This is a genomic window from Cupriavidus sp. 05T313 (assembly GCF_056396665.1).
The window spans coordinates 18,353-37,129 of record NZ_JBFTLX010000032.1 but is presented as its reverse complement, the minus strand read 5'-3'; the positions used below and the strand labels follow the sequence as shown (position 1 = coordinate 37,129).

Genomic DNA, 18,777 nt, shown 5'->3' with positions numbered 1-18,777 from the left:
CGGTTTCCGCGCAAAGCATCACGGCATGATGCTTCCGTCCGGCACCCGTGCCCCGGCACCGGAGGCAAGCCAGTCTCAGCGCCCTGCGCCCGCAGGTTGCAGCACCAGGGTATCGAAGGCTTCGTTGCCCGGCGCGCGGCGGCCTGCCGCCATGGTGATGTATTGCACGGCTGCCCACTTGTCGGTCCAGTCGCGGTAGTGCGTGGACATGATGTTGCCCGACTGTCCGGTCGAGTCCATGAAGCGGGATTCGGACAGGTCGGACAAGTCATAGATGGCGCGCAAGCTTGCCGCATGCACGCTCTCGAACGGCGCCGCCTCGTCGCGCAGGTTGTGGCGCCCCACGTTGACGGTGTAAGTGTCACCGCCAGTCGGCACCTTGACGTTGAACAAACCCGCCAGGTAAGGCTGCTTGCCGAATGGCTTGTGCTCGGAGCGAGCCGTGTGGGCCTTGCCCCAGCGCCAGCGCTCAGGTTTGTCGCCATAGCGCTGGTCCAGGTCGGCGATGGCATGGCGCCAGGCCGTGCCAATGGCATCGTCGCAGTCCTCCTGGCCGGGTGTCTTGCCATCGTCGCACCAGAACGCTCCCAGCCCCCTGGGATTGCGCAACACGTTGAGCATGGGCTGCTGTACGTTGCGCTGCTCCCACAGCCGGCTGAACAGCGTATCGCCCACCTTGTCCTCGAACAACCCGCGCGACAGCTCGCGCAGCCAGGCCGTGGCCACCAGCGGCTCGGCAAGGCCGGCCTGCATATCGCCGTCCCATTTGCGCAGCGACTCGATCAGCGCGCGCTCGCGAGGCGGCAGCGCCGGATTGCTGGCGAATGAGGCCGATAGCAGCAGCGGCAAGGCATCGCGCACGGCCAGCGAGAGCGTGTCTTTCTGGATCGCGGCAAAGCTGTCCATGGTATGCCGCTGGGTGGCATCGATCAGCGTGCGGATGCGCTGGTAGCGATATGGCACGGTCCATTCGCTGGTCAGGAAATACGGGTAATCGTCCTCGACGATCTTCTGGTTGGCGGTGGCGATCACGCCCTCGGGCGGATTGAAGCTGCGCGGCAACTGGTCGAATGGAATAAACCCGGTCCAGTCGTAGCGCGCATCCCAGCCAGGGGCCGGCGCCAAACCCTTCAGGTCGTTGTCGGCGCGACGCAGCGGCACGCGGCCGGGCGCGATAAAGCCGATGTTGCCGTCCACATCGGCGTAGACGATATTTTGCTGGGGCGAATGAAAATCGCGCAGCGACTTCAGGAAGCTGGCCCAGTCGGTAGCGCGGTTCAACGCCAGCCCGGCCTGCAAGGTCCGGTCGTCGGCGCGCAGCGCGGTCCACTGGAAGGCCACGACGTACTGCGCCCCAAGCGGCGCCGCGGCGGTCGCCACGGGCTCGGCCACGTCGGAAATCACGGGGCCATGGCGCGTCTCGCGCACGCTCAGGGTCACGTCCGGCGCGCCCCTGACGTGGATCGTCTCGGTGCGCGTGATGAAATCCGCCCAGCCGTCCGGGATCTGGTAGCGCTGAGTGCTGCCCGGCTGCAGGCGCTCGATGAACAGGTCCTGCACATCGGGGGCGGTATTGGTGAAGCCCCAGGCGATGCGCTGGTTATGCCCAAGCGCCACCACCGGCGTGCCCGGCAGCGTGGCGCCCGTGACGTCCAGCCCGGGCGCCTGCAAGTGCGCGAAGTACCAAAGCGCCGGCGCCTGCAGCCCCAGGTGCGGATCATTGGCCAGCAGCGGCTTGCCCGAGCGCGTATGGGCGCCCGACACCACCCAGTTATTCGAACCCATCCCCTCCACGTAGCCGGGCGGCGCCTGCTGCTCGACGCGCGCCATGGCGGTAGCCAGCGGCGCCAGGTGACGGTAGAGGTTGCCGTAGTCCATGGTGCGAAGCGGCCGCTCGCCGGGATAAGGCGCCAGCAGTTCACTGATGCGCGAGACCGGCAGCACCTGCGCCAGCCGCATGCGCAGCGTCTCCTGGGTCCAGTTGCCGCCCAGGTCCCACGCCATCATGGTCTGCCAGGCCAGCGAATCGACCGGCTCCCAGTGTTCGGGCTGCGTGCGCAGGATCAGGAATTCAGGTGGCAACGGCCCCTTGCGGCCATCGATATAGGCATTCACGCCGTCGGCATAGGCCTGCAACGCGGCGCGCGTCTCGTCGGAGGACTGGGCAAGGATGGCTTCGGCGTTGCGCCGCACGCCCAGGGTGCGCAGGAAGCGGTCGGTATCGAGCGCGGGCGGCCCCAGGATCTCGGCCAGGCGGCCCGCCGCAATGCGCTTGTTCATCTGCATCTGCCACAAGCGGTCCTGCGCATGGACGAAGCCGAGCGCAAAGTAGGCATCCTGCGCATTGGCCGCCTTGATGTGCGGCACGGCGTGGCGGTCCCTGACGATCGACACGCTCTCGCGCAGGCCGGGCAGCTTCAGCGTGCCGGCGGTCAGCGGCTGCGATGCCTGCCGGTACCAGACATAGGCACCCAGCGTGCCCACCACTACCAGCACCGCCGGCATCAATACCAGCCAGGCCAGYCGTTTCAACCAACGCATCGCTCCCTCTCCCCGCGTGGCACGCCGCACCCGCGTCGTTATTTATGTTCTTTTCCCGTGTCCCTTGGCCCGCCGGCACGCTCGCAGGCGCATGGCAGGCAGGCGGAACTCCGGCATTATCGCCGAAGCCGCAGCGCTGGGGCGAGCGGGCTTGGCGGCCAAAAAAATGCCCGGACCAGCCGGGCATCGTTCCTGCTGCGGGGCGAGTGCGCATGGTTCAGCGCACCCGCCCCGCCGGCTGCCGGTCTCAGGCGGCCGGCTTCTTCAGTTGCAGGGATTTGTACTCGAGGAACTCTTCCAGGCCGTACTTGCCCGCCTCGCGCCCGTTGCCGGACTGCTTGTAGCCGCCAAACGGCGCCTGCATATTGAACGGGCCGCCGTTGATATCGACCTGGCCGGTGCGGATGCGGCGCGCCACGCGGATGGCGCGGGCCTCGTCGCCCGACCACACGCCGCCACCCAGCCCGTAAATGCTGTCATTGGCGATGCGCACGGCATCTTCCTCGGTGTCATAGCAGATGATCGAAAGCACCGGGCCGAAGATCTCTTCCTGCGCTACCGTCGCCTTGGGATCGACATTGCCCAGCACCGTCGGCTTGACGAAGAAGCCCTTGTCCAGGCCTTCCGGCGCCTCGGGACCGCCCGCCACCAGTTCGGCGCCCTCGTTGATGCCGCGCTGGATATAGCCGGTCACGCGATCCTTCTGCGCGGCGGAGATCAGCGGGCCAAGCCGGCTGGTTTCCTGCAGCGGGTCGCCCACCGTATAGCCCTCGACCACCTTCCTGGCGATGGCCTTGACCTCGTCGTACCGTGCGCGCGGCACCAGCATGCGGGTGTGCGCCGAGCAGGTCTGGCCGGAATTGAGGAAACAGGCGCCGATGGTGCCCTTGACCGCGGCAGGCAGGTCCGCGTCGTCCAGGATCACCGAAGCGGACTTGCCGCCCAGCTCCAGCGCCACGCGCTTGACGCTCTGCGCGCCCAGCTCCGACACGCGCTTGCCGGCCCGCGTGGAACCCGTGAACGACACCATATCCACTTCGGGGTGGCTGGCCAGGACCTCGCCCACCACCGGGCCATAGCCGGTGACCAGGTTGAACACGCCCGGCGGCAGCCCGGCGGCCTCGATCACCTCGGCCAGCACGAAGGCGTTGAGCGGCGCCACTTCAGACGGCTTGAGCACCACGGTACAGCCCGCGGCTAGCGCCGGCGCCACCTTCAGCGTGATCTGGTTGAGCGGGTAGTTCCACGGCGTAATGGCCGCCACCACGCCCACCGGCTCGCGCACCACCAGCGAGTTGCCGACCTCTTCCTCGAAGGCGAAGGTGTCGAGGAGCTTGGCGGCCTGCGCCCAGTTGTAGACCGGGCCGCCCACCTGGATGGCGCGCGCCAGCTTGATCGGCATGCCGACTTCGCCCGCAATCAGTTGGGCCAGTTCCTCGCTGCGCTCCTTCAGGCCCTCCGCGATCTTGCGGATATAGCCGGCGCGCACGCCGGGCGGCGTGGCCGACCAGCTGTCGAAGGCGGCCCGCGCCGCCTGGATGGCGTCCTCGGCGTCGCGCGCATGGCCTTCCGGAATACGGCCCATGACGGCCTCGGTCGTGGAATGGATAACGTTGATCAGGCCGGTACCGTGCGGGGCAACCCACTTACCGTTGATAAAGAGTTTGTCTCGTTGTTGCATGGCCACAGTTTTCAGTTGGGTGAATAGGCGGGTGCAAATTTTGTTACTTTTCTGGTGCACCACATTGTAGTGCGGTTTGGCGACTCTTTTTTTTTGCAGCGCGCCAGTGCTCCTCTAACAACGTGGCGATAATCGGCCGGCGAGCCGCCTGGTGCGTAGTGCAGCAAACTGCACAGCCAAGAACAAAGGGAGGGAGACATGACTGATCCGGTTTTCCGTAAAACCGAGCAAGGCCAGGACGAAATACGCACACGCTCGCGCAAGCTGGACCATAAATTGCGCGCCTTGCTGCTGATCGTCAACGGCGAGCGCCGGCGCAGCGAGCTGCTGGCCCAGACCGGTGGCATGGGGGTGGGACCAGAGGCCATCGAAGCGTTGCTGGATGCCGGGCTGATCCACGCGGAACCCGCCCCGCAGCTTGCCGTATCCGGCACTACCCCAGCAAACCCGGTCGCGGCGGCGGCCAGCGCTGACGATCCGGACCGCAAGGCCGACAGCGTCTTTTCCATGTACGCCATGCGGAGCGCCAGCATGCAGCCACCGGACGAAGCCGATGCGACTCAGCACGCGTCCCAATCCGCCGACCAACAGGCTGGCGGCACTTACCAGCAGCTCTATCACTTCTATACGGATGTCATCGGCCATCATCTCGGCCTGCGCGGCTACCTGCTGCAGGTCAAGGTGGAAAAGGCCGCCGGATTCGCCGAACTTGCAGCACTGCGCGACCCGCTTTACACGGCCCTGCACAAGGCCAAAGGCGAAATCACGGCCGGCGCCATCATCGACCAGCTCGACAGGATGGTGCGCGACGACGGGCATGCGGCTGCCTGAGCCGCCGTCCTGGATTGCATGAAGGGGGAAAAACGAGAAGGGCCGCACATGGCGGCCCTTCTCGTTTCCTGCGGGGCAGTCCGGTTGCCCGGCGCCCTTCCGGCTGGCTTAGCCGTCGATACCCTGCGACTCCAGGTACTCGTCATACGTACCCAGGTAATCGGTCAGCGTGCCATCGTTGCGCACTTCGATCACGCGCGTGGCCAGGCCGCTGACGAACACGCGGTCGTGCGAGACGAAGACCAGCGTGCCGGTGAACTTGTCCAGCGCGATCTGCAGTGACTCGATCGATTCCATGTCCATGTGATTGGTCGGCTCGTCGAGCGCCAGCACATTGTGGCGACCCAGCATCAGCTTGCCCCAGATCATGCGGCCCTTCTCGCCGCCGGACAGCACCTTGACGGATTTCTTGATGTCGTCGGCGGAGAACAGCAGGCGGCCCATGGTGCCGCGCAGCGACTGGTCGTCGTCGCCGGCCTGGGTCCACTGGCTCATCCAGTCGATCAGGTCGCGGTCGACCGGGAATTCCTCGAAGGTGTCCTGCGGCATATAGCCGACATTGGCGTTCTCGGCCCACTTGATGGTGCCGCGATCGACTTCCACGCCGCCCTTGATGGTGCTGCCCAGCAGGCTGCGCAGCAAGGTGGTCTTGCCGGCGCCGTTCTCGCCGATGATGGCCACGCGCTCGCCGGCCTGGATCGCCATCGACAGGTTGTTGATGACCTTGCGGTCGTAGGTCTTGGTGATGCCYTCCRCYTCSACCGCCAGGTTRTGCAGCTTCTTCTCGAACTCGAAGCGGAYGAACGGGTTCTGGCGCGAYGACGGCTTGATGTCYTCSACCTTGATCTTGTCGATCTGCTTCRSGCGCGAGGTGGCCTGGCGTGCCTTGGACTTGTTGGCCGAGAAGCGGCGCACGAAGTCCTGCAGTTCGCCGATACGCTCCTTGGCACGGGTGTTGGCCGCCAGCTGGCGTTCGCGCGCCTGCATGGAGGCTTCCATGTAGTCGTCGTAGTTGCCCGGGTAGACCTTGAGCGTGCCGTAGTCCATGTCGGCCATGTGCGTGCACACAGAGTTCAGGAAGTGGCGATCGTGGGAAATGATGATCATGGTGGAATTGCGCTCGTTGAGCACTTGTTCCAGCCAGCGGATCGTATTGATGTCCAGGTTGTTGGTCGGCTCGTCGAGCAGCAGCACGTCCGGGTTCGAGAACAGTGCCTGCGCCAGCAGCACACGCAGTTTCCAGCCCGGCGCCACGTTGCTCATGGTGCCCTGGTGCTGGTCGGTGGGGATGCCCACGCCCAGCAGCAGTTCGCCGGCACGCGCCTCGGCCGTGTAGCCGTCGTACTCGGCATACTTGGCTTCCAGCTCGGCGGCCTTCATGTAGTCTTCGTCGGTCGCTTCGGGGTTCGCGTAGATGGCGTCGCGCTCGGCGGCGGCGGCCCACATCTCGGTGTGGCCCATCATGACCACGTCCAGCACACGCATGTCTTCATAGGCGAACTGGTCCTGGCGCAGCTTGCCCAGGCGCACGCCCGGCTCCAGCATGACGGTGCCGGCGGACTGTTCGAGATCCCCGCCGAGGATCTTCATGAAGGTCGACTTGCCGCAGCCGTTCGCGCCGATCAAGCCGTAGCGGTTGCCCTCGCCGAACTTGACCGAGATATTCTCGAACAACGGCTTGGGGCCGAACTGCATGGTGATGTTTGCGGTAGAAAGCACGTCTGGAACCTTGTATGGATGATGAGGCGCGGGACTCGCGCTTGCCTCGGGCTGCCGCTTGCCAAGGACCGGGCAAAATGCTGATCGCTTGGCAGCGTGGGCGGCTAAAGGCCCGGCGTGGCGACCTGGCGGTGCGTTGGCGCGGGGGCCCTGGCGGGGAAATCGGGAAACAACCCGCGATTTTACCACTCGCGGGCAAAGGAACGAAGCGATAGGCCTCAGATGTGGGTGGATACCGCTGCTTTCAACACCGGATACCCCGACAGCGACAGCGAAAAGCCGTCCGCACGTGCGCTCAACTGCGCCTGCCCGCCCACCGGCAGGGTCAGCTTGCGCGGGCAGTGGCCGAACGGCAGGCCGGTGAGCACCGGCACGTCCAGCCGCTCCTGCAGGTAAGCCACCACCGCGGGCAGGTCGTAGCCATTGTCGTAATCGGTCACGCGGTAGTTGGAGAAGTCGCCCAGCACGATCGCGCGCTGCGCGCCAAGCACGCCGGCCTGGTCCAGCTGCAGCAGCATGCGCTCGATCCGGTATGGCGGCTCGTTGACGTCCTCGAGGAACAGGATGCCGCCCTCCACGGCCGGCATGAAGGGCGTGCCCAGCAAGCTGCACAGCATCGCCATGTTGCCGCCCCACAGCGTGCCCGACAACGTGCCGGTAAAGGGCTGGCCGCCGGCCTGCGGCGCGGCCACGTCGACGGCATACGCCGGATTGCGCAGCACGCCGTCGAAATGCTCCCACATGAACGGATCGACCACGTCCACACCGAAATCCGCCAGCAGCATGGGGCCGGCGAAAGTGACCCCGCCCGTGGCCGCCAGGTAAGCCAGCTGGAAGGCCGTGAAATCGCTATGCCCGACGATTGGCGTCTGGCTGGCGCGCGCCTGTTCGGCGATGCGGGCGAAGTCCACGCGCTCCAGCAACCGCGCAATGCCGTAGCCGCCCCGCACCGCCAGCGTCAGCTCGTGCGCCATGCCGGTGCCGATGGCATGCAGGTCCGCCAGGCGCTCGGCATCGCTGCCGCCGAAGCGCAGGTAGCGGCGCGCCAGCACGTCCGGATTGCCGACATGGAAGCCATGTCCCTTGAGCCAGGCGCAGCCGCGCGCGGCGATGGCGACATCGTGCGGATAGCCCGACGAAGCGATCAGGCGGACTTCAGTGGGTGGCGTGGGCGTGGTCGTGGGCTGGCTCATGCTTCGGGGTTTTGGCTTGGGTCGGTTTCAGTGGAACGAGTGGTGACTTCGCGGCTGCAATGCGCGCAACCCGGCGCGACGGGCCGGGCATCGCTCCCGGAAGCGTCGCCAGCCGCTGCCTGCGCCGCTGCCAACGCCGCTTTCTGGGCAGCCTTCTGCGCCCGGCGCCTGCCGCCGAAGAAATCCTTCAGCATGCGCGAGCAGTCGTCGGCCAGCACACCGCCGGCGATCGTGGTCTGGTGATTGAGCTGGGCCTGCTCGAACAGGTTGAGCACGCTGCCGGCGGCGCCCGTCTTGGGATCGGTGGCGCCAAACACCACGTGGCGGATCCGCGCATGCAGGATGGCGCCGCTGCACATCACGCACGGTTCCAGCGTCACGTACAACTCGCACTCCGGCATGCGGTAGTTGCCGATCACCTGCGCGGCGGCGCGCAGTGCCTGCATTTCCGCGTGGGCGGAGGGATCGACCGAGCGGATCGGCAGGTTATGGCCGCGGGCGATGATGGTGTCGTTCCACACCACCACCGCGCCCACCGGCACTTCGCCGGCGGCTTCGGCCAGGCGTGCCTCGTCGAGCGCGGCCTGCATGTAGCGGCGGTCGCGCTCCAGGGCGGGATCGGCACTGGCGTCGGCCGCCTGCGGCGGAAGGATCGGCGCGTTCATCTCGGCTGGCATGCGCTGGGTCGGCCGCCTCAGTCCTGCGCGGGCAGGGTGAAGGCGGCGCTGACCTCGGCCCAGCAGTTCGGGGTCTCGAACAGCACCAGGCGCGTGAGCTGCAACTGGTGGCCAAAGCAATCCTTGAACACCGGCGCGAGCATGTCGAAGGCGATCTGGGCCAGGTTCTCCACGGTGGGAATCGCATCGAGCACGACCGTCTTGTGCCCGTCCATGGTCTGCAGGAAATTCAGCAGCGCCGTGTCGCCGCGATAGATCAGGAAGGCGTGGTCCCACTTGGAGACCAGGTGCTCCGTGGCCAGCGCCTTGATATCGCTGAAATCCAGGATCATGCCCTCGTCCGAGGCACCGGCGCGATGCAGCACCTCGCCCGACAGCGTCAGGTCAAGGCGATAGCGATGGCCATGGATGTTGCGGCACTGGCCGCCATGGTTGGGGATACGGTGGCCGGAGTCGAACTCCAGCCGGCGGGTAATGGAAACTTGCTTGTTCATGAGGGCCGATGGGTGCCGAGGGGATGCCGAAGCGTGCCGGTGCGATTTACCGGATGCCTAACAGCTTGTGGGTTTGCAGCGAGAGGCGCCAGAGCGGGCGGCGCTGGCAGAAGTCCACCGCGAGGGCGGTATTCTGCCGTGCCAGCGGGCCGTCCATGGCCTGCACCAGGAAATAGCGGAAATCAAGGCGCTCGTATGCGGCGAAATCCTGGCCATCCTGGGGAATCACCACCTTGAGCTCGTCGCCGCGCTTGACCACCAGTTCGGCGCCCATCTTGGGGCTCACGCAAACCCAGTCGACGCCGTCCGGCACCGGCAGCGTGCCATTGGTCTCGATGGCGATCTCGAAGCCGCGCGCATGCAGGGCGTCGATCAGGGGCGCGTCAAGCTGCAGCAGCGGCTCGCCGCCGGTGCAGACCACCAGCGGCCGTCCGGCGGCGCTGCTCTCCACGGACTGCGGCCACTGGGCCGCGACCATGTCGGCGAGCGCATCGGCGGTGCGGTACTTGCCGCCCTCGGTGCCGTCGGTGCCGACGAAGTCGGTATCGCAGAACTGGCAGACCGCGCTGGCACGGTCTTCCTCCCGGCCGCTCCAGAGATTGCATCCGGAGAAGCGGCAGAACACTGCGGCACGGCCCGCGTTGGCGCCTTCGCCCTGCAGTGTGTAGAAGATTTCCTTGACGGCGTAAGTCATGCTGGCTGGTAAAGCTTTAGGTAGCTGTAGGTAATTGTGGGTGATGCAGTCACGATGCGGCCCGACGGCGAGGCGCGTCGGCGAAACACGTCGGCGGAGCGCTCAGGCCGGGGGCCGGCAAACTGCGCATGGCGCAGGCAAGTCCCGGGTCGCGCATGGCGGAGGCCGGGAGGAGTGTTCCAGGGGAGCGACGCGCGGCGAATGGCGGGCAAGCTGCGGCTAACTCGCTATTTTCGCACAGGTACGGGATCGGCTCCAGCCGCCCCCTCTTCTACCTCCTTCCCCTGCTCCGGAGACAAGTCTGCTCCGGGCCACATACCCGCCTAGACTTTCGCCCAGCCGGCCGTACGCAACCGCTCGCCGACAAAGTCCAGGAAACTGGCAATGCGCGCCGAAAGCTGGGTGTTGAGGTAGTAGACCGCATTGATGGACTGCCGTTCGTCGATGGTGCTCCCCATCAGCACCTGGACCAGATCGCCGCGGCGCCGGTCGGCCTCGGTCATGAAATCGGACAAACAGACCAGCCCCTCGCCGGCCAGCGCCAGCTGGCGCAGGGTCTCGCCGCTGGACGCCGCCAGATGCGGCGCAATCTGCACCTCCTCGCCCATGGCGCCGCGCAGGGGCCAGCGGTTGAGCGAATCCGGCTGGTTGAAGCCCAGCAGGCTGTGGCCGGCAAGGTCCGCCACCGTTTCCGGGCGACCCCTTGCCTTCAGATAGGCCGGACTGGCCAGCACGCGCACCCGGCTGCTGGCCAGGGACCGGGCATGCAGCGTGGAATCGCGCAGCGGGCCAATACGGATCGCCACGTCGGTGCGGTGCTCCAGCAGGTCGATGATCTGGTCGTTGGTATTGAGTTYCAGCTCGATCCCGGGATAGGCGCGGCGGAATTCCCCGACCAGCGGCACGACCACATGCAGCATGAAGGGCGATGCCGCATTGACCCGCAGCCGCCCCACCGGCTGCTGGCGGCGCACGGCCATCTGCTCCTCCGCCAGTTCGACCGAGGCAAGGATGGCGCGGCCATGCGCCAGCAGCGCCTCGCCCTCCTCGCTCAAGGCCAGCCGCCGGGTGGTCCGGTGCAGCAACGTCGTGCCCACCTTCTCCTCCAGGCGGCTCAGCGCGCGGCTGATCCCCGACACGGTCTGCCCCAGTTGCTCGGCCGCGGCCGTAATGGAGCCGCTATCCACCACAGTGGCAAAGGCCTGCAGTTCTTCGAGAGTGATCTTCATTCTTGAATACTAATCAAATATCTTATCCAGATCACCCACTTATTCCGCAACAAAGACAGCGGCAAACTGCGCCCATCCCAATTCCCGGACGCTCCTGGAGCTAACCATGCCCATTGCCCTGTTCGCGCTGACCATCAGCGCGTTTGCCATCGGTACCACCGAATTCGTCATCGTCGGCCTGATTCCCACCATCGCCGCCGACCTCAGGATCACGCTGCCCTCGGCCGGGCTGCTGGTCAGCCTCTATGCGCTCGGCGTGGCCATTGGCGCCCCCGTGCTGACCGCCCTCACCGGCCGCCTGCCGCGCAAGGCGCTGCTGCTGTCGCTGATGGCGCTGTTCACGCTGGGCAACCTGCTGGCATGGAAGGCACCCGGCTACGAATCGCTAATCCTGGCGCGGATACTGACCGGCCTGGCCCACGGCGTCTTCTTCTCGATCGGTTCCACCATCGCTACCAGCCTGGTGCCGAAGGAAAAGGCCGCGAGCGCGATCGCCATCATGTTCACCGGGCTGACGGTTGCCCTCGTCACAGGCGTGCCGCTGGGCACCTTTATCGGCCAGCATTTCGGCTGGCGCGAGACCTTCCTCGCGGTGTCGGCGCTCGGCCTGGTGGCCTTTGTCGGCAGCCTGATGTTCGTGCCGGCCAATATCCGCCACAGCGCCCCGGCCTCCCTGCTGCAACAGGCCAAGGTGCTGGCGGAGCCCCGCCTGCTGCTGGTCTACGCCAAGACCGCGGTCGGCTATGGCGGTTCGTTCATCCCCTTCACCTTCCTCGCCCCCATCTTGCAGGATGTGTCGGGCTTCAGCGCCGGCGCGGTCGGGCTGGTCATGCTGGTCTACGGCGTGTCGGTCGCCGCGGGCAATATCTGGGGCGGACGCCTGGCAGACCGCCACGGTCCCATTCCCGCGCTCAAGATCGTGTTCCTGCTGCTGGCGCTCGTACTGTTCGCCCTGACTTTCACCGCAGCGCACCGCTGGCTGGTGGTAGCTACCGTGCTGGCATGGGGCGCAGTTGCCTTCGGCAATGTGCCGGGCCTGCAGGTCTATGTGGTCAAGCAGGCGGAGCGCTATGCGCCGGATGCGGTGGATGTGGCATCGGGCCTGAATATCGCCGCATTCAACCTGGGCATTGCCGGCGCGGCGTGGGCCGGCGGACTGATCGTGACCCACATGGGACTGATGCATACGCCGTGGATTGGCGCGCTGGTGGTGCTGGTGGCACTGGGCCTGACCGCCTGGAGCGGCCGCCTGGACCGGCTTGACCAGCAGCCCGCCGCCGAACGCGAACTGGCGGCCAGCGGGGCCTGAGCCCGGCGCGCCACCCCTGCGGACGAGGCCGCCCATGGCATGATGCCAAGGCGGCCTCGCCGCCTTTCCCCTCGGCATGGCGCCAGGACGGGCGCCCTTCGGTCAGGACAGACCGAGATAATCGCGCTTGCCAATCGGCACGCCCTTATGGCGCAGGATGTCGTAAGCGGTGGTCACGTGGAAATAGAAGTTTGGCAGCACAAAGCCCAGCAAATAGGTTTTGCCGTCGAACGTCACCGGATTGGGCCGCAGCTTGAGTTCGATGGTGCGCGTCTCGCTGCCTTCAAGCTGGGCGGGCTCGATGGTCTTCAGGAACGCCACCGTCCTGRCAATGCGCTCCTGCAGTTCCGGGAAAGTGGTCTCGGTGTCGGCGAAGGACGGCATTTCGATTCCCGCCAGCCGCGCCGCGCAACCCTTTGCGCTATCGCTGGCGCGCTGCACCTGCGCCGACAGCGGGTCCATATCCGCCACCAACCGGGTCTGGATCAAATCGGCAGGATCCATACCCTGCGCCTGCGCAAAGGCGGCGCCCTTGTCCAGGATGGCCGACAGGCTGCCGAATGCCCGCATAAAGGCGGGGATCGATACGTCATACATCGAAAGTGACATGGGGGAGTCCTTGGTGGGATTGCCGAACGCGCCATCCTGCCGGTGCGCGAATTGCGCCCCTGCCCGGGTGAGCGACACGGCGAGGATAAACCCTCCGGCAGTTTTTCGCCGGCCGGCTGCTGGCGCGTGGCATGCTACTGCTGACCGAGGAACTCGGCGTTACGCGTCAGCCGTCTGCCATTCAGGCTCGTGAACAACCCAAAAAGCGTCCAGCGGCTGGCGAACGCCTTCCACCACTGGCGACGTTTTCGTGTTGATCCGGCGCGCCGCGGTGGCCCGGCTGCCGCCCGATGCACAACACTACGGCCATACCAGGCTCCAGTGAGACCGCAAACGATGAGAACCGATCCGAACCCATTCCCCTCCGGCGATCCTCCCGGCCCCGAAGCGCTGGCCTATAGGCGCGCTTCCCGCCTGGTCAGGATGCTACGCGGGTGGTACATCCATCTGATGGTGTACCTGGCCGTCAATGCATTCTTGTGGCTGCGGTACCTCTTCCTGCCTGCGCCGAACTGGACTCGCCATCACCTGGACAGTTGGCCGTGGCCGATGGGGACGACGCTGGCCTGGGGCCTGGCGCTGGGCCTGCACGGCCTGGTGGTCTGGATCCGGATCAGCGGCCGCGGGCGTGACTGGGAGGAGCGCAAGATCCGCGAGTTCATGGGCCGGGACTGAAGCGGCGGCCATCCACCCTGCCCCGGCCTACATCTGCCTGAACCGGTGCATGTAGGCCCGGGACACCGGCAATTCCGCCTGGCTGCCATGGAGCCGGACAAACAAGCGGCCGGTGCCGTCCCGCCGCGTGCCCGCCACATGGTTCATGTTGACGATGGTCGACCGATGGATCTGCCAGAACCACTCGGGATCGAGGCTGCAGGCCAACTCCGCCAGCGGGGTGCGGATCAGGTGCTCGCCGTCGCGCGTATTGACCACCGTGTACTTATCGTCGCTCTGGAAGTACAGCACCTCCTGGACCGGTACGTGGCTGGTCGTATCCCCCCGGCTCGCACGCACCCAGCGCAGCGGCTCGCTCGCCTCGGCGCCGCCGAGCCGGCGCGTCAGCTGGCTCAGCAGCCGGGCCAGCTCGGGCGCAGGCGCGGCCTCGTTGAAGGCCTTGCGCAAACGCTCGACGGAGCGGGCAAGGCGCTCGTCGGTCACCGGTTTGACCAGGTAGTCGACCGCCTCCCGCTCGAAGGCCTCCAGCGCATACTCATCGTAAGCCGTGACGAACACCACCCTGGTGTCGGTTTCCAGCCCCTGCGCCACATCCAGCCCGGACAGGCCGGGCATCTTGATGTCCAGGAAAGCGACGCTGGGCGACAGCCGGGAAATGGCTTCCGCCGCCTGCAAGCCATTGGAGACTTCCGCCAGCACCTGCATTTCGGGCCACAGGCGGGCCAGCTTGGCACGCAGGTGCGCGCGCAGGTGCTCTTCGTCGTCGGCGATCACGGCGGTCGGGGTCATGACGAATCTCCGTTCAGGTCATGGGAGGCAGGGGCAGGTCGATCAGGACGGCCGTGCCCGGGGRGCGCTCTTCGATCCGCACGTGCGCATCGCCGTCGTACAGGACGGCCAGCCGCTCGCGCAGGTTGGACAACCCAACCCCCGAGCCATCGGACGGTTTGAAGCCCAAGCCGTTGTCTTCGACGCAAGCCTGCATGCGATCGTTGCGGCGCTGCAGCCGCACCACCAGCCGGCCGCCCTCGATCTTGGGCTCCAGGCCATGCTTGATGGCGTTCTCGACCACCGGCTGCAACAGCATCGGCGCCAGCGGCGCCTTGGCCAGTCCGGGGTCGATGTCGATGGTGTAGTTCAGGCGCTCACCCATGCGGATCTTGATCACCTCCAGGTAATCGTGAAGCAGCGCAGCCTCCTGGGCCACGGTTCCCTGCGTCGAACGGCTCGCCGTCAGCGATGCCCGCAGGTAGGCGATGAAATGCTCGAGCATCAGCGTGGCACGGGGCGGAGACGATTCGATCAGGCTCACCACGTTCGCCAGCGTATTGAAGAGGAAATGCGGCTCGATCTGGGCCTGCAGCAATCGCATCTGCGCCTCGACCAGCTGTTTCTCGGTCGACAGCACACGGACCCGGTCGCGCGCCAGCAGTTCGGCGATCTTGCGTTCCTCCCACTGGCGGCCCAGCAGGCCGACACGGGTCCAGACCAACAGGCCGTGCACGGCCACGCCAGTGCCCCAGCCAAACAAGGGACCCAAAACCCACAGCCGATGCGGAACCGTCATCAGATTGATGACAACCAGGATCGTATTGATCGCCACATAGAGGATGGCGTGGGCATAGAAACCACGCAACGACCGGACGCGCCGCTTGGCATCGTCATAGGCGCGCTGGTCGGCGACGGTACGCCACAACTGGGTTGAGGTCGGCTGCAAAGGTGTAGGAATCGGGCTCGCACAGAGTTTGAGCTTACCACCGCAGATATGCGTTCCGCGGCGCTTTGCGCCGGACCGACGGAAATGCGGCGCCAGTGACGGATGATCAGTGGGCTCCTGATTTATGATAGTCAGCTACCCTCTCTGGATGATGCGCATCGCCCCGACGACGATATGAACGTCCCATTTCCGATTCGCAAGGAGTGTCCGCCAGGCGCCTGCACGTGCGGCCGCGAAACCCTGCTGGGCGACCCGCAGGCAGACATCCGGATCCTGAGGCTGACCAGGGAAGAAGAAAAAAGGCTGATCACCCGCCTTGAAAGCCTGTCGAGCCTTGCCGACCTGAAGGACATGGAGCGGCGCATGTACGCGCAACTGGGCATCGTGCTGACGATCACGCCCAGCATCCACGAAGTGCGCACGGTGCGCGGCATCAGCATCCAGGTGGAGGAGCAAACCGGGTTGTGCCGCAAGACCAAGCAAGCCATTCCCGCGGCGATACGGCGTTGCCTTGAGACAAACCCGGATATAGCGTACGCGATCCTGAACGCGCACGACTTGCTGGACGGCGCCTAAGGCTTCTCCCCACCTTTCATTCCGCCACGATCTTCCGGTCACCGGCGATGTGCTTCCACTGCGCAAGATCCTGCCTCATGCGCGCGCCGAATTCGGACGGACTCATTGCCTTGGGCGCCGAGCCGTCCGGTTCAAGCACGACACGCACATCCTGCGACGCAGCAATCTCATTGATCTCGCGGTTCAGCCTCTGGACCAGCGGCGCGGGCGTGCCGGCAGGTGCGAGGACACCGACCCAGATCTCGATCCCATAGCCTGGCACCGATGTCGCCAGTGATGGCAATTCGGGAAACGCCGGGTTCGGCCGCTGCGAGGTCACTGCCAGCGCCCGCACCTTGCCGGACTTCAGCTGCGTCACGAGCGAGCTGTAATTGGACATCATGACGTCGATCTGCCCCGCGGCCAGGTCGATCATCGCGTTGGAAGCCCCTTTGTACGGGACGTGCATCATCTGGACTTTCGAGATGTCGCACAACAACTCCGTCGCCAGCTGCGCCAGCGAACCGATCCCCGCCGAGCCGTAGGTCAGCGCGCCTGGCTTGGCGCGCGCTGCCGCAATCAGCTCGGCCGGCGACGTGATCTGGGTCGAGGACGAGACCGCCAGCAACAACGGCCCCTCGGCGACCATGGACACCGGCGCGAACGCGGCAAGCGGATCGTAGGGCGAGCGAGGCTGGGTGGCGGCAGCGGTCAGGAAGGTCGATGACGTCAGTAGCAGCACGGACCCGTCCCGTGGCGCCTTGGCAACCGAATCGGCACCAACGACGCCTGCCGCACCAGGCTTGTTTTCCACGATGACCGTGGTCCCCAGGCGCTTTGCCAGCCCCGGCGCGATCGCACGCGCGATCACGTCGTTGCTCGCGCCCGCCGAAAACGGCACGACAATTCTCATCAAAGGCGGCACCTTGGCATCGGTCTGGGCCGCCACCATGGTTACCGCGGACATCGCGGCAAGCAACAGGGCAATGTGGGCTAACGTCTTTCGCATTCGGCGCTCCTATCTCAGTGGGTAGAGCAGCATGGRTGTCAGGAACCGGGACCCGGGTGTCCACCCGGGTCCCGTGGAATCCGGCGATGTCCTGCCTAGGCAGGGATATCAAGGTCCAGCAGCGGCGCGTACTGCTGGGCGCCAAAGATGTCGCCATCGCCGGCGCTGCCGCTGGGCCGGGCGCGATAGATCGTGAACTTGATCGCGTACGCGGGATCGTATTCGACGAAATCCGAGATCCGTTCGACCGGAATCGCGTATAGCGCGGCCATGCTTTCCCGGCTCAGCACGCGCGAGCGCTTGACGTGTTCGTACTCGTGCGCCTCGCGAAAGATGATGTCGAAAGTGATCTTGTTGACCCCCGCGTTCTTGCTGCGGATGATCTTGGCGAGTTGATGCAGTTTTTGCGTTGTCTTCGTAGTCGTCGTTGTCATATGCGGCTCCAGGCTCAGACGCCAACTTCAATGAGGTGGGTGGGGAACAGCGCCATGGGGTCTTGCACCTCCACCGTGTGGTTCAGTGTCCAACGGTAGGCCGCGCTGGCGTGCAGGACTTCATCCAGCGGGAATGACACCGAACCGGCCGTGCCTTTGACGTCAGGCAGCCGCGCATAGAACATCTGGCGCAAGCCGATCATCGTCACCTCCTCGGCCATCTCGCGGGTCGGGGCGACCCCTTGCACCAGCACGCAGAGCTCGTGCCCCGGGCGGTCGCGCAGCGGCTCCRGCTCGCCCATCACGCCATCGCGGCCGTACACGTTGTAGTGCAGTTGATAGCCGCTGTCGCCAAAACGCACGCGCACCTGCTCGCGCGCCCACGCAATCACCCGGTCCACGTTGGCAATGGTGTAGGGATCGCGGATGCCGCACAGGCCGACGAAGCGCTCGCCCACCTTCCCCGCTCCTTCCAGCTTGACCCGGACCGTTTCCGCCTCGATAAAGCGCGAGCCCGTGATGCGCGTGGTGCGATTGCCCATCTGCTCGTAGCGACAATGCGTCATGTCCAGCTTGCCCCCGGCGACGAACTCCTCGTACGGATTGGAGCGCTCGTACATCGCATGGCCGGATACCGAGGCGACGGTGCAGCGCTGCTCGGGGTGCATCGCCGTGACCTGGACGTCGTCGTGCGAGATGACGCCCATCACGGTCTCCTTGCCGCCATAGGGCTCGGCACAGAACGACGCGCACTCGAGCACCTTGCCCAGGTAATAGGAATGATCGGCGGAAAAGCCGTGGTGTAGCGCCGGCGCGGCAAAGACCGCGGCATCCGAGCTGCGCCCGCCGATGATCACGTCGGCGCCCTGGCGCAGCAGCTCTACATAGGGATGAACACCGGCCATGGCGACAATACGGTCGGTCGCATCGAGCTCGCTTTCGGTCAGGTCTGCAAAGCCGTCGAGCCCGCTCACCGCCCTTCCGGCGCGCATTGACTCGCGAAGAAAGGCCTTGTCCACCTCGGAATAGAAGTAGCCGACCCGGAACTTCCTCAGGCCATGCTTGGCGGCCAGTTCGCCGATGATCCGCACGTACAGGTCCACGCGGCTGTTCGATCCCGTATCGCCGGCCGAGCCGATGATCATCGGCACGCCGAGACGGCGCGACGCCAGCAACATTTGCTCCAGATCGTGCCGTTGCCACGCTTCGGGACTCGTCGAAGTGTCCGACCCCAGCGGCACCGGGCCCACGTCATCGCTTCCCGAATCGGCCGCGATGTAGTCAGGGCCCGCCTCCACCCCCAACCCAAAGCTCTCGGTGCGCAACGGCGCGAAGCCGAGATGGCCATTAGGGCAAATGATCTTCAGGGACTGCATGCAGTGTTCTCCAGATGGTGTCTTCCCCAAGCCG

The 18,777-nt window shown here is 65.8% G+C and carries 18 protein-coding genes; 4 read left to right on the top strand and 14 right to left on the bottom strand.

The window, feature by feature from the left end; genetic code table 11:
- Nucleotides 1–75: 75 nt before the first annotated feature.
- Both AC1DKD_RS10360 and AC1DKD_RS10355 read right to left on the bottom strand, forming a co-directional pair.
- Nucleotides 76–2,541, bottom strand: a complete 2,466-nt coding sequence (locus AC1DKD_RS10360) for a penicillin acylase family protein (protein ID WP_441632493.1) — start codon at nucleotides 2,539–2,541, stop codon at nucleotides 76–78.
- Between the two features lie 247 nt (nucleotides 2,542–2,788).
- Nucleotides 2,789–4,222 carry an aldehyde dehydrogenase family protein gene (locus AC1DKD_RS10355; protein ID WP_441632491.1) on the bottom strand — a complete coding sequence of 478 codons (1,434 nt, stop codon included), beginning with the start codon at nucleotides 4,220–4,222 and terminating at the stop codon, nucleotides 2,789–2,791.
- A gap of 198 nt (nucleotides 4,223–4,420) precedes the next feature.
- On the opposite strand from AC1DKD_RS10355, the gene AC1DKD_RS10350 reads away from it, so the two are divergent.
- A complete protein-coding gene (locus tag AC1DKD_RS10350) occupies nucleotides 4,421–5,053 on the top strand; it encodes a hypothetical protein (protein WP_441632490.1) in 633 nt (210 codons plus the stop codon).
- Between the two features lie 108 nt (nucleotides 5,054–5,161).
- Here the strand turns inward: AC1DKD_RS10350 and AC1DKD_RS10345 are convergent, their stop codons facing one another.
- The 6 genes from AC1DKD_RS10345 to AC1DKD_RS10320 all read right to left on the bottom strand — a co-directional run bounded on the left by AC1DKD_RS10345 (nucleotide 5,162) and on the right by AC1DKD_RS10320 (nucleotide 11,059).
- Entirely contained in the window at nucleotides 5,162–6,772 is a 1,611-nt protein-coding gene (locus AC1DKD_RS10345; RefSeq protein ID WP_477143250.1) for an ABC-F family ATPase, read from the bottom strand.
- A 218-nt stretch (nucleotides 6,773–6,990) separates the two neighbouring features.
- Nucleotides 6,991–7,965: a muramoyltetrapeptide carboxypeptidase gene (gene ldcA, locus AC1DKD_RS10340; protein WP_477104212.1), complete on the bottom strand. Its 975-nt coding sequence runs from the start codon at nucleotides 7,963–7,965 to the stop codon at nucleotides 6,991–6,993.
- Entirely contained in the window at nucleotides 7,962–8,630 is a 669-nt protein-coding gene (gene tadA, locus AC1DKD_RS10335; protein ID WP_441632499.1) for a tRNA adenosine(34) deaminase TadA, read from the bottom strand. Before tadA ends, ldcA begins: the two co-directional genes overlap by 4 nt.
- A 29-nt stretch (nucleotides 8,631–8,659) precedes the next feature.
- Complete coding sequence (gene queD, locus AC1DKD_RS10330; RefSeq protein WP_045238451.1) at nucleotides 8,660–9,136, bottom strand: 6-carboxytetrahydropterin synthase QueD; 477 nt, start codon at nucleotides 9,134–9,136, stop codon at nucleotides 8,660–8,662.
- 46 nt (nucleotides 9,137–9,182) lie between these two features.
- Entirely contained in the window at nucleotides 9,183–9,830 is a 648-nt protein-coding gene (gene queE / locus AC1DKD_RS10325) for a 7-carboxy-7-deazaguanine synthase (protein ID WP_276290641.1), read from the bottom strand.
- 323 nt (nucleotides 9,831–10,153) lie between these two features.
- A complete protein-coding gene (locus AC1DKD_RS10320) occupies nucleotides 10,154–11,059 on the bottom strand; it encodes a LysR substrate-binding domain-containing protein (RefSeq protein WP_477143249.1) in 906 nt (301 codons plus the stop codon).
- 106 nt (nucleotides 11,060–11,165) lie between these two features.
- On the opposite strand from AC1DKD_RS10320, the gene AC1DKD_RS10315 reads away from it, so the two are divergent.
- Nucleotides 11,166–12,368 (top strand): MFS transporter, encoded by a 1,203-nt coding sequence (locus tag AC1DKD_RS10315; protein ID WP_441632482.1) that lies wholly within the window; start codon nucleotides 11,166–11,168, stop codon nucleotides 12,366–12,368.
- A 102-nt stretch (nucleotides 12,369–12,470) separates the two neighbouring features.
- Here the strand turns inward: AC1DKD_RS10315 and AC1DKD_RS10310 are convergent, their stop codons facing one another.
- Nucleotides 12,471–12,977: a DUF1993 domain-containing protein gene (locus AC1DKD_RS10310; RefSeq protein WP_477143248.1), complete on the bottom strand. Its 507-nt coding sequence runs from the start codon at nucleotides 12,975–12,977 to the stop codon at nucleotides 12,471–12,473.
- A 336-nt stretch (nucleotides 12,978–13,313) separates the two neighbouring features.
- Between AC1DKD_RS10310 and AC1DKD_RS10305 the strand changes: the two genes are divergently transcribed.
- Nucleotides 13,314–13,652, top strand: a complete 339-nt coding sequence (locus AC1DKD_RS10305) for a 2TM domain-containing protein (protein ID WP_441632478.1) — start codon at nucleotides 13,314–13,316, stop codon at nucleotides 13,650–13,652.
- A 27-nt stretch (nucleotides 13,653–13,679) separates the two neighbouring features.
- On the opposite strand, the gene AC1DKD_RS10300 is transcribed toward AC1DKD_RS10305, so the two are convergent.
- Entirely contained in the window at nucleotides 13,680–14,441 is a 762-nt protein-coding gene (locus tag AC1DKD_RS10300) for a LytR/AlgR family response regulator transcription factor (RefSeq protein ID WP_441632476.1), read from the bottom strand.
- A 13-nt stretch (nucleotides 14,442–14,454) separates the two neighbouring features.
- The gene (locus AC1DKD_RS10295; RefSeq protein WP_477143247.1) at nucleotides 14,455–15,369 is read right to left on the bottom strand and encodes a sensor histidine kinase; all 915 of its coding nucleotides are present in this window, start codon (nucleotides 15,367–15,369) and stop codon (nucleotides 14,455–14,457) included.
- 174 nt (nucleotides 15,370–15,543) lie between these two features.
- Between AC1DKD_RS10295 and AC1DKD_RS10290 the strand changes: the two genes are divergently transcribed.
- A complete protein-coding gene (locus tag AC1DKD_RS10290) occupies nucleotides 15,544–15,945 on the top strand; it encodes a hypothetical protein (RefSeq protein ID WP_477104206.1) in 402 nt (133 codons plus the stop codon).
- A gap of 16 nt (nucleotides 15,946–15,961) precedes the next feature.
- Here AC1DKD_RS10290 and AC1DKD_RS10285 read toward each other — a convergent pair whose 3' ends face one another.
- The 3 genes from AC1DKD_RS10285 to AC1DKD_RS10275 all read right to left on the bottom strand — a co-directional run bounded on the left by AC1DKD_RS10285 (nucleotide 15,962) and on the right by AC1DKD_RS10275 (nucleotide 18,743).
- Complete coding sequence (locus tag AC1DKD_RS10285; RefSeq protein WP_441632470.1) at nucleotides 15,962–16,876, bottom strand: tripartite tricarboxylate transporter substrate binding protein; 915 nt, start codon at nucleotides 16,874–16,876, stop codon at nucleotides 15,962–15,964.
- Nucleotides 16,877–17,028: 152 nt separating this feature from the next.
- A complete protein-coding gene (locus AC1DKD_RS10280) occupies nucleotides 17,029–17,367 on the bottom strand; it encodes a DUF4387 domain-containing protein (RefSeq protein ID WP_441632468.1) in 339 nt (112 codons plus the stop codon).
- 14 nt (nucleotides 17,368–17,381) lie between these two features.
- Nucleotides 17,382–18,743 carry an acyclic terpene utilization AtuA family protein gene (locus tag AC1DKD_RS10275; protein WP_477143246.1) on the bottom strand — a complete coding sequence of 454 codons (1,362 nt, stop codon included), beginning with the start codon at nucleotides 18,741–18,743 and terminating at the stop codon, nucleotides 17,382–17,384.
- Nucleotides 18,744–18,777 lie beyond the last annotated feature (34 nt).

Bases quoted from the DNA above. Each gene is read 5' to 3' on its own strand.
- queD (WP_045238451.1), bottom strand. From the start codon at position 9,136: ATGAACAAGCAAGTTTCCATTACCCGCCGGCTGGAGTTCGACTCCGGC.
- AC1DKD_RS10285 (WP_441632470.1), bottom strand. From the start codon at position 16,876: ATGGTGGCGGCCCAGACCGATGCCAAGGTGCCGCCTTTGATGAGAATT.
- AC1DKD_RS10290 (WP_477104206.1), top strand. From the start codon at position 15,544: ATGAACGTCCCATTTCCGATTCGCAAGGAGTGTCCGCCAGGCGCCTGC.
- AC1DKD_RS10350 (WP_441632490.1), top strand. From the start codon at position 4,421: ATGACTGATCCGGTTTTCCGTAAAACCGAGCAAGGCCAGGACGAAATA.
- AC1DKD_RS10300 (WP_441632476.1), bottom strand. From the start codon at position 14,441: ATGACCCCGACCGCCGTGATCGCCGACGACGAAGAGCACCTGCGCGCG.
- AC1DKD_RS10355 (WP_441632491.1), bottom strand. From the start codon at position 4,222: ATGCAACAACGAGACAAACTCTTTATCAACGGTAAGTGGGTTGCCCCG.
- AC1DKD_RS10315 (WP_441632482.1), top strand. From the start codon at position 11,166: ATGCCCATTGCCCTGTTCGCGCTGACCATCAGCGCGTTTGCCATCGGT.
- queE (WP_276290641.1), bottom strand. From the start codon at position 9,830: ATGACTTACGCCGTCAAGGAAATCTTCTACACACTGCAGGGCGAAGGC.
- tadA (WP_441632499.1), bottom strand. From the start codon at position 8,630: ATGAACGCGCCGATCCTTCCGCCGCAGGCGGCCGACGCCAGTGCCGAT.
- AC1DKD_RS10280 (WP_441632468.1), bottom strand. From the start codon at position 17,367: ATGACAACGACGACTACGAAGACAACGCAAAAACTGCATCAACTCGCC.
- ldcA (WP_477104212.1), bottom strand. From the start codon at position 7,965: ATGAGCCAGCCCACGACCACGCCCACGCCACCCACTGAAGTCCGCCTG.
- AC1DKD_RS10305 (WP_441632478.1), top strand. From the start codon at position 13,314: ATGAGAACCGATCCGAACCCATTCCCCTCCGGCGATCCTCCCGGCCCC.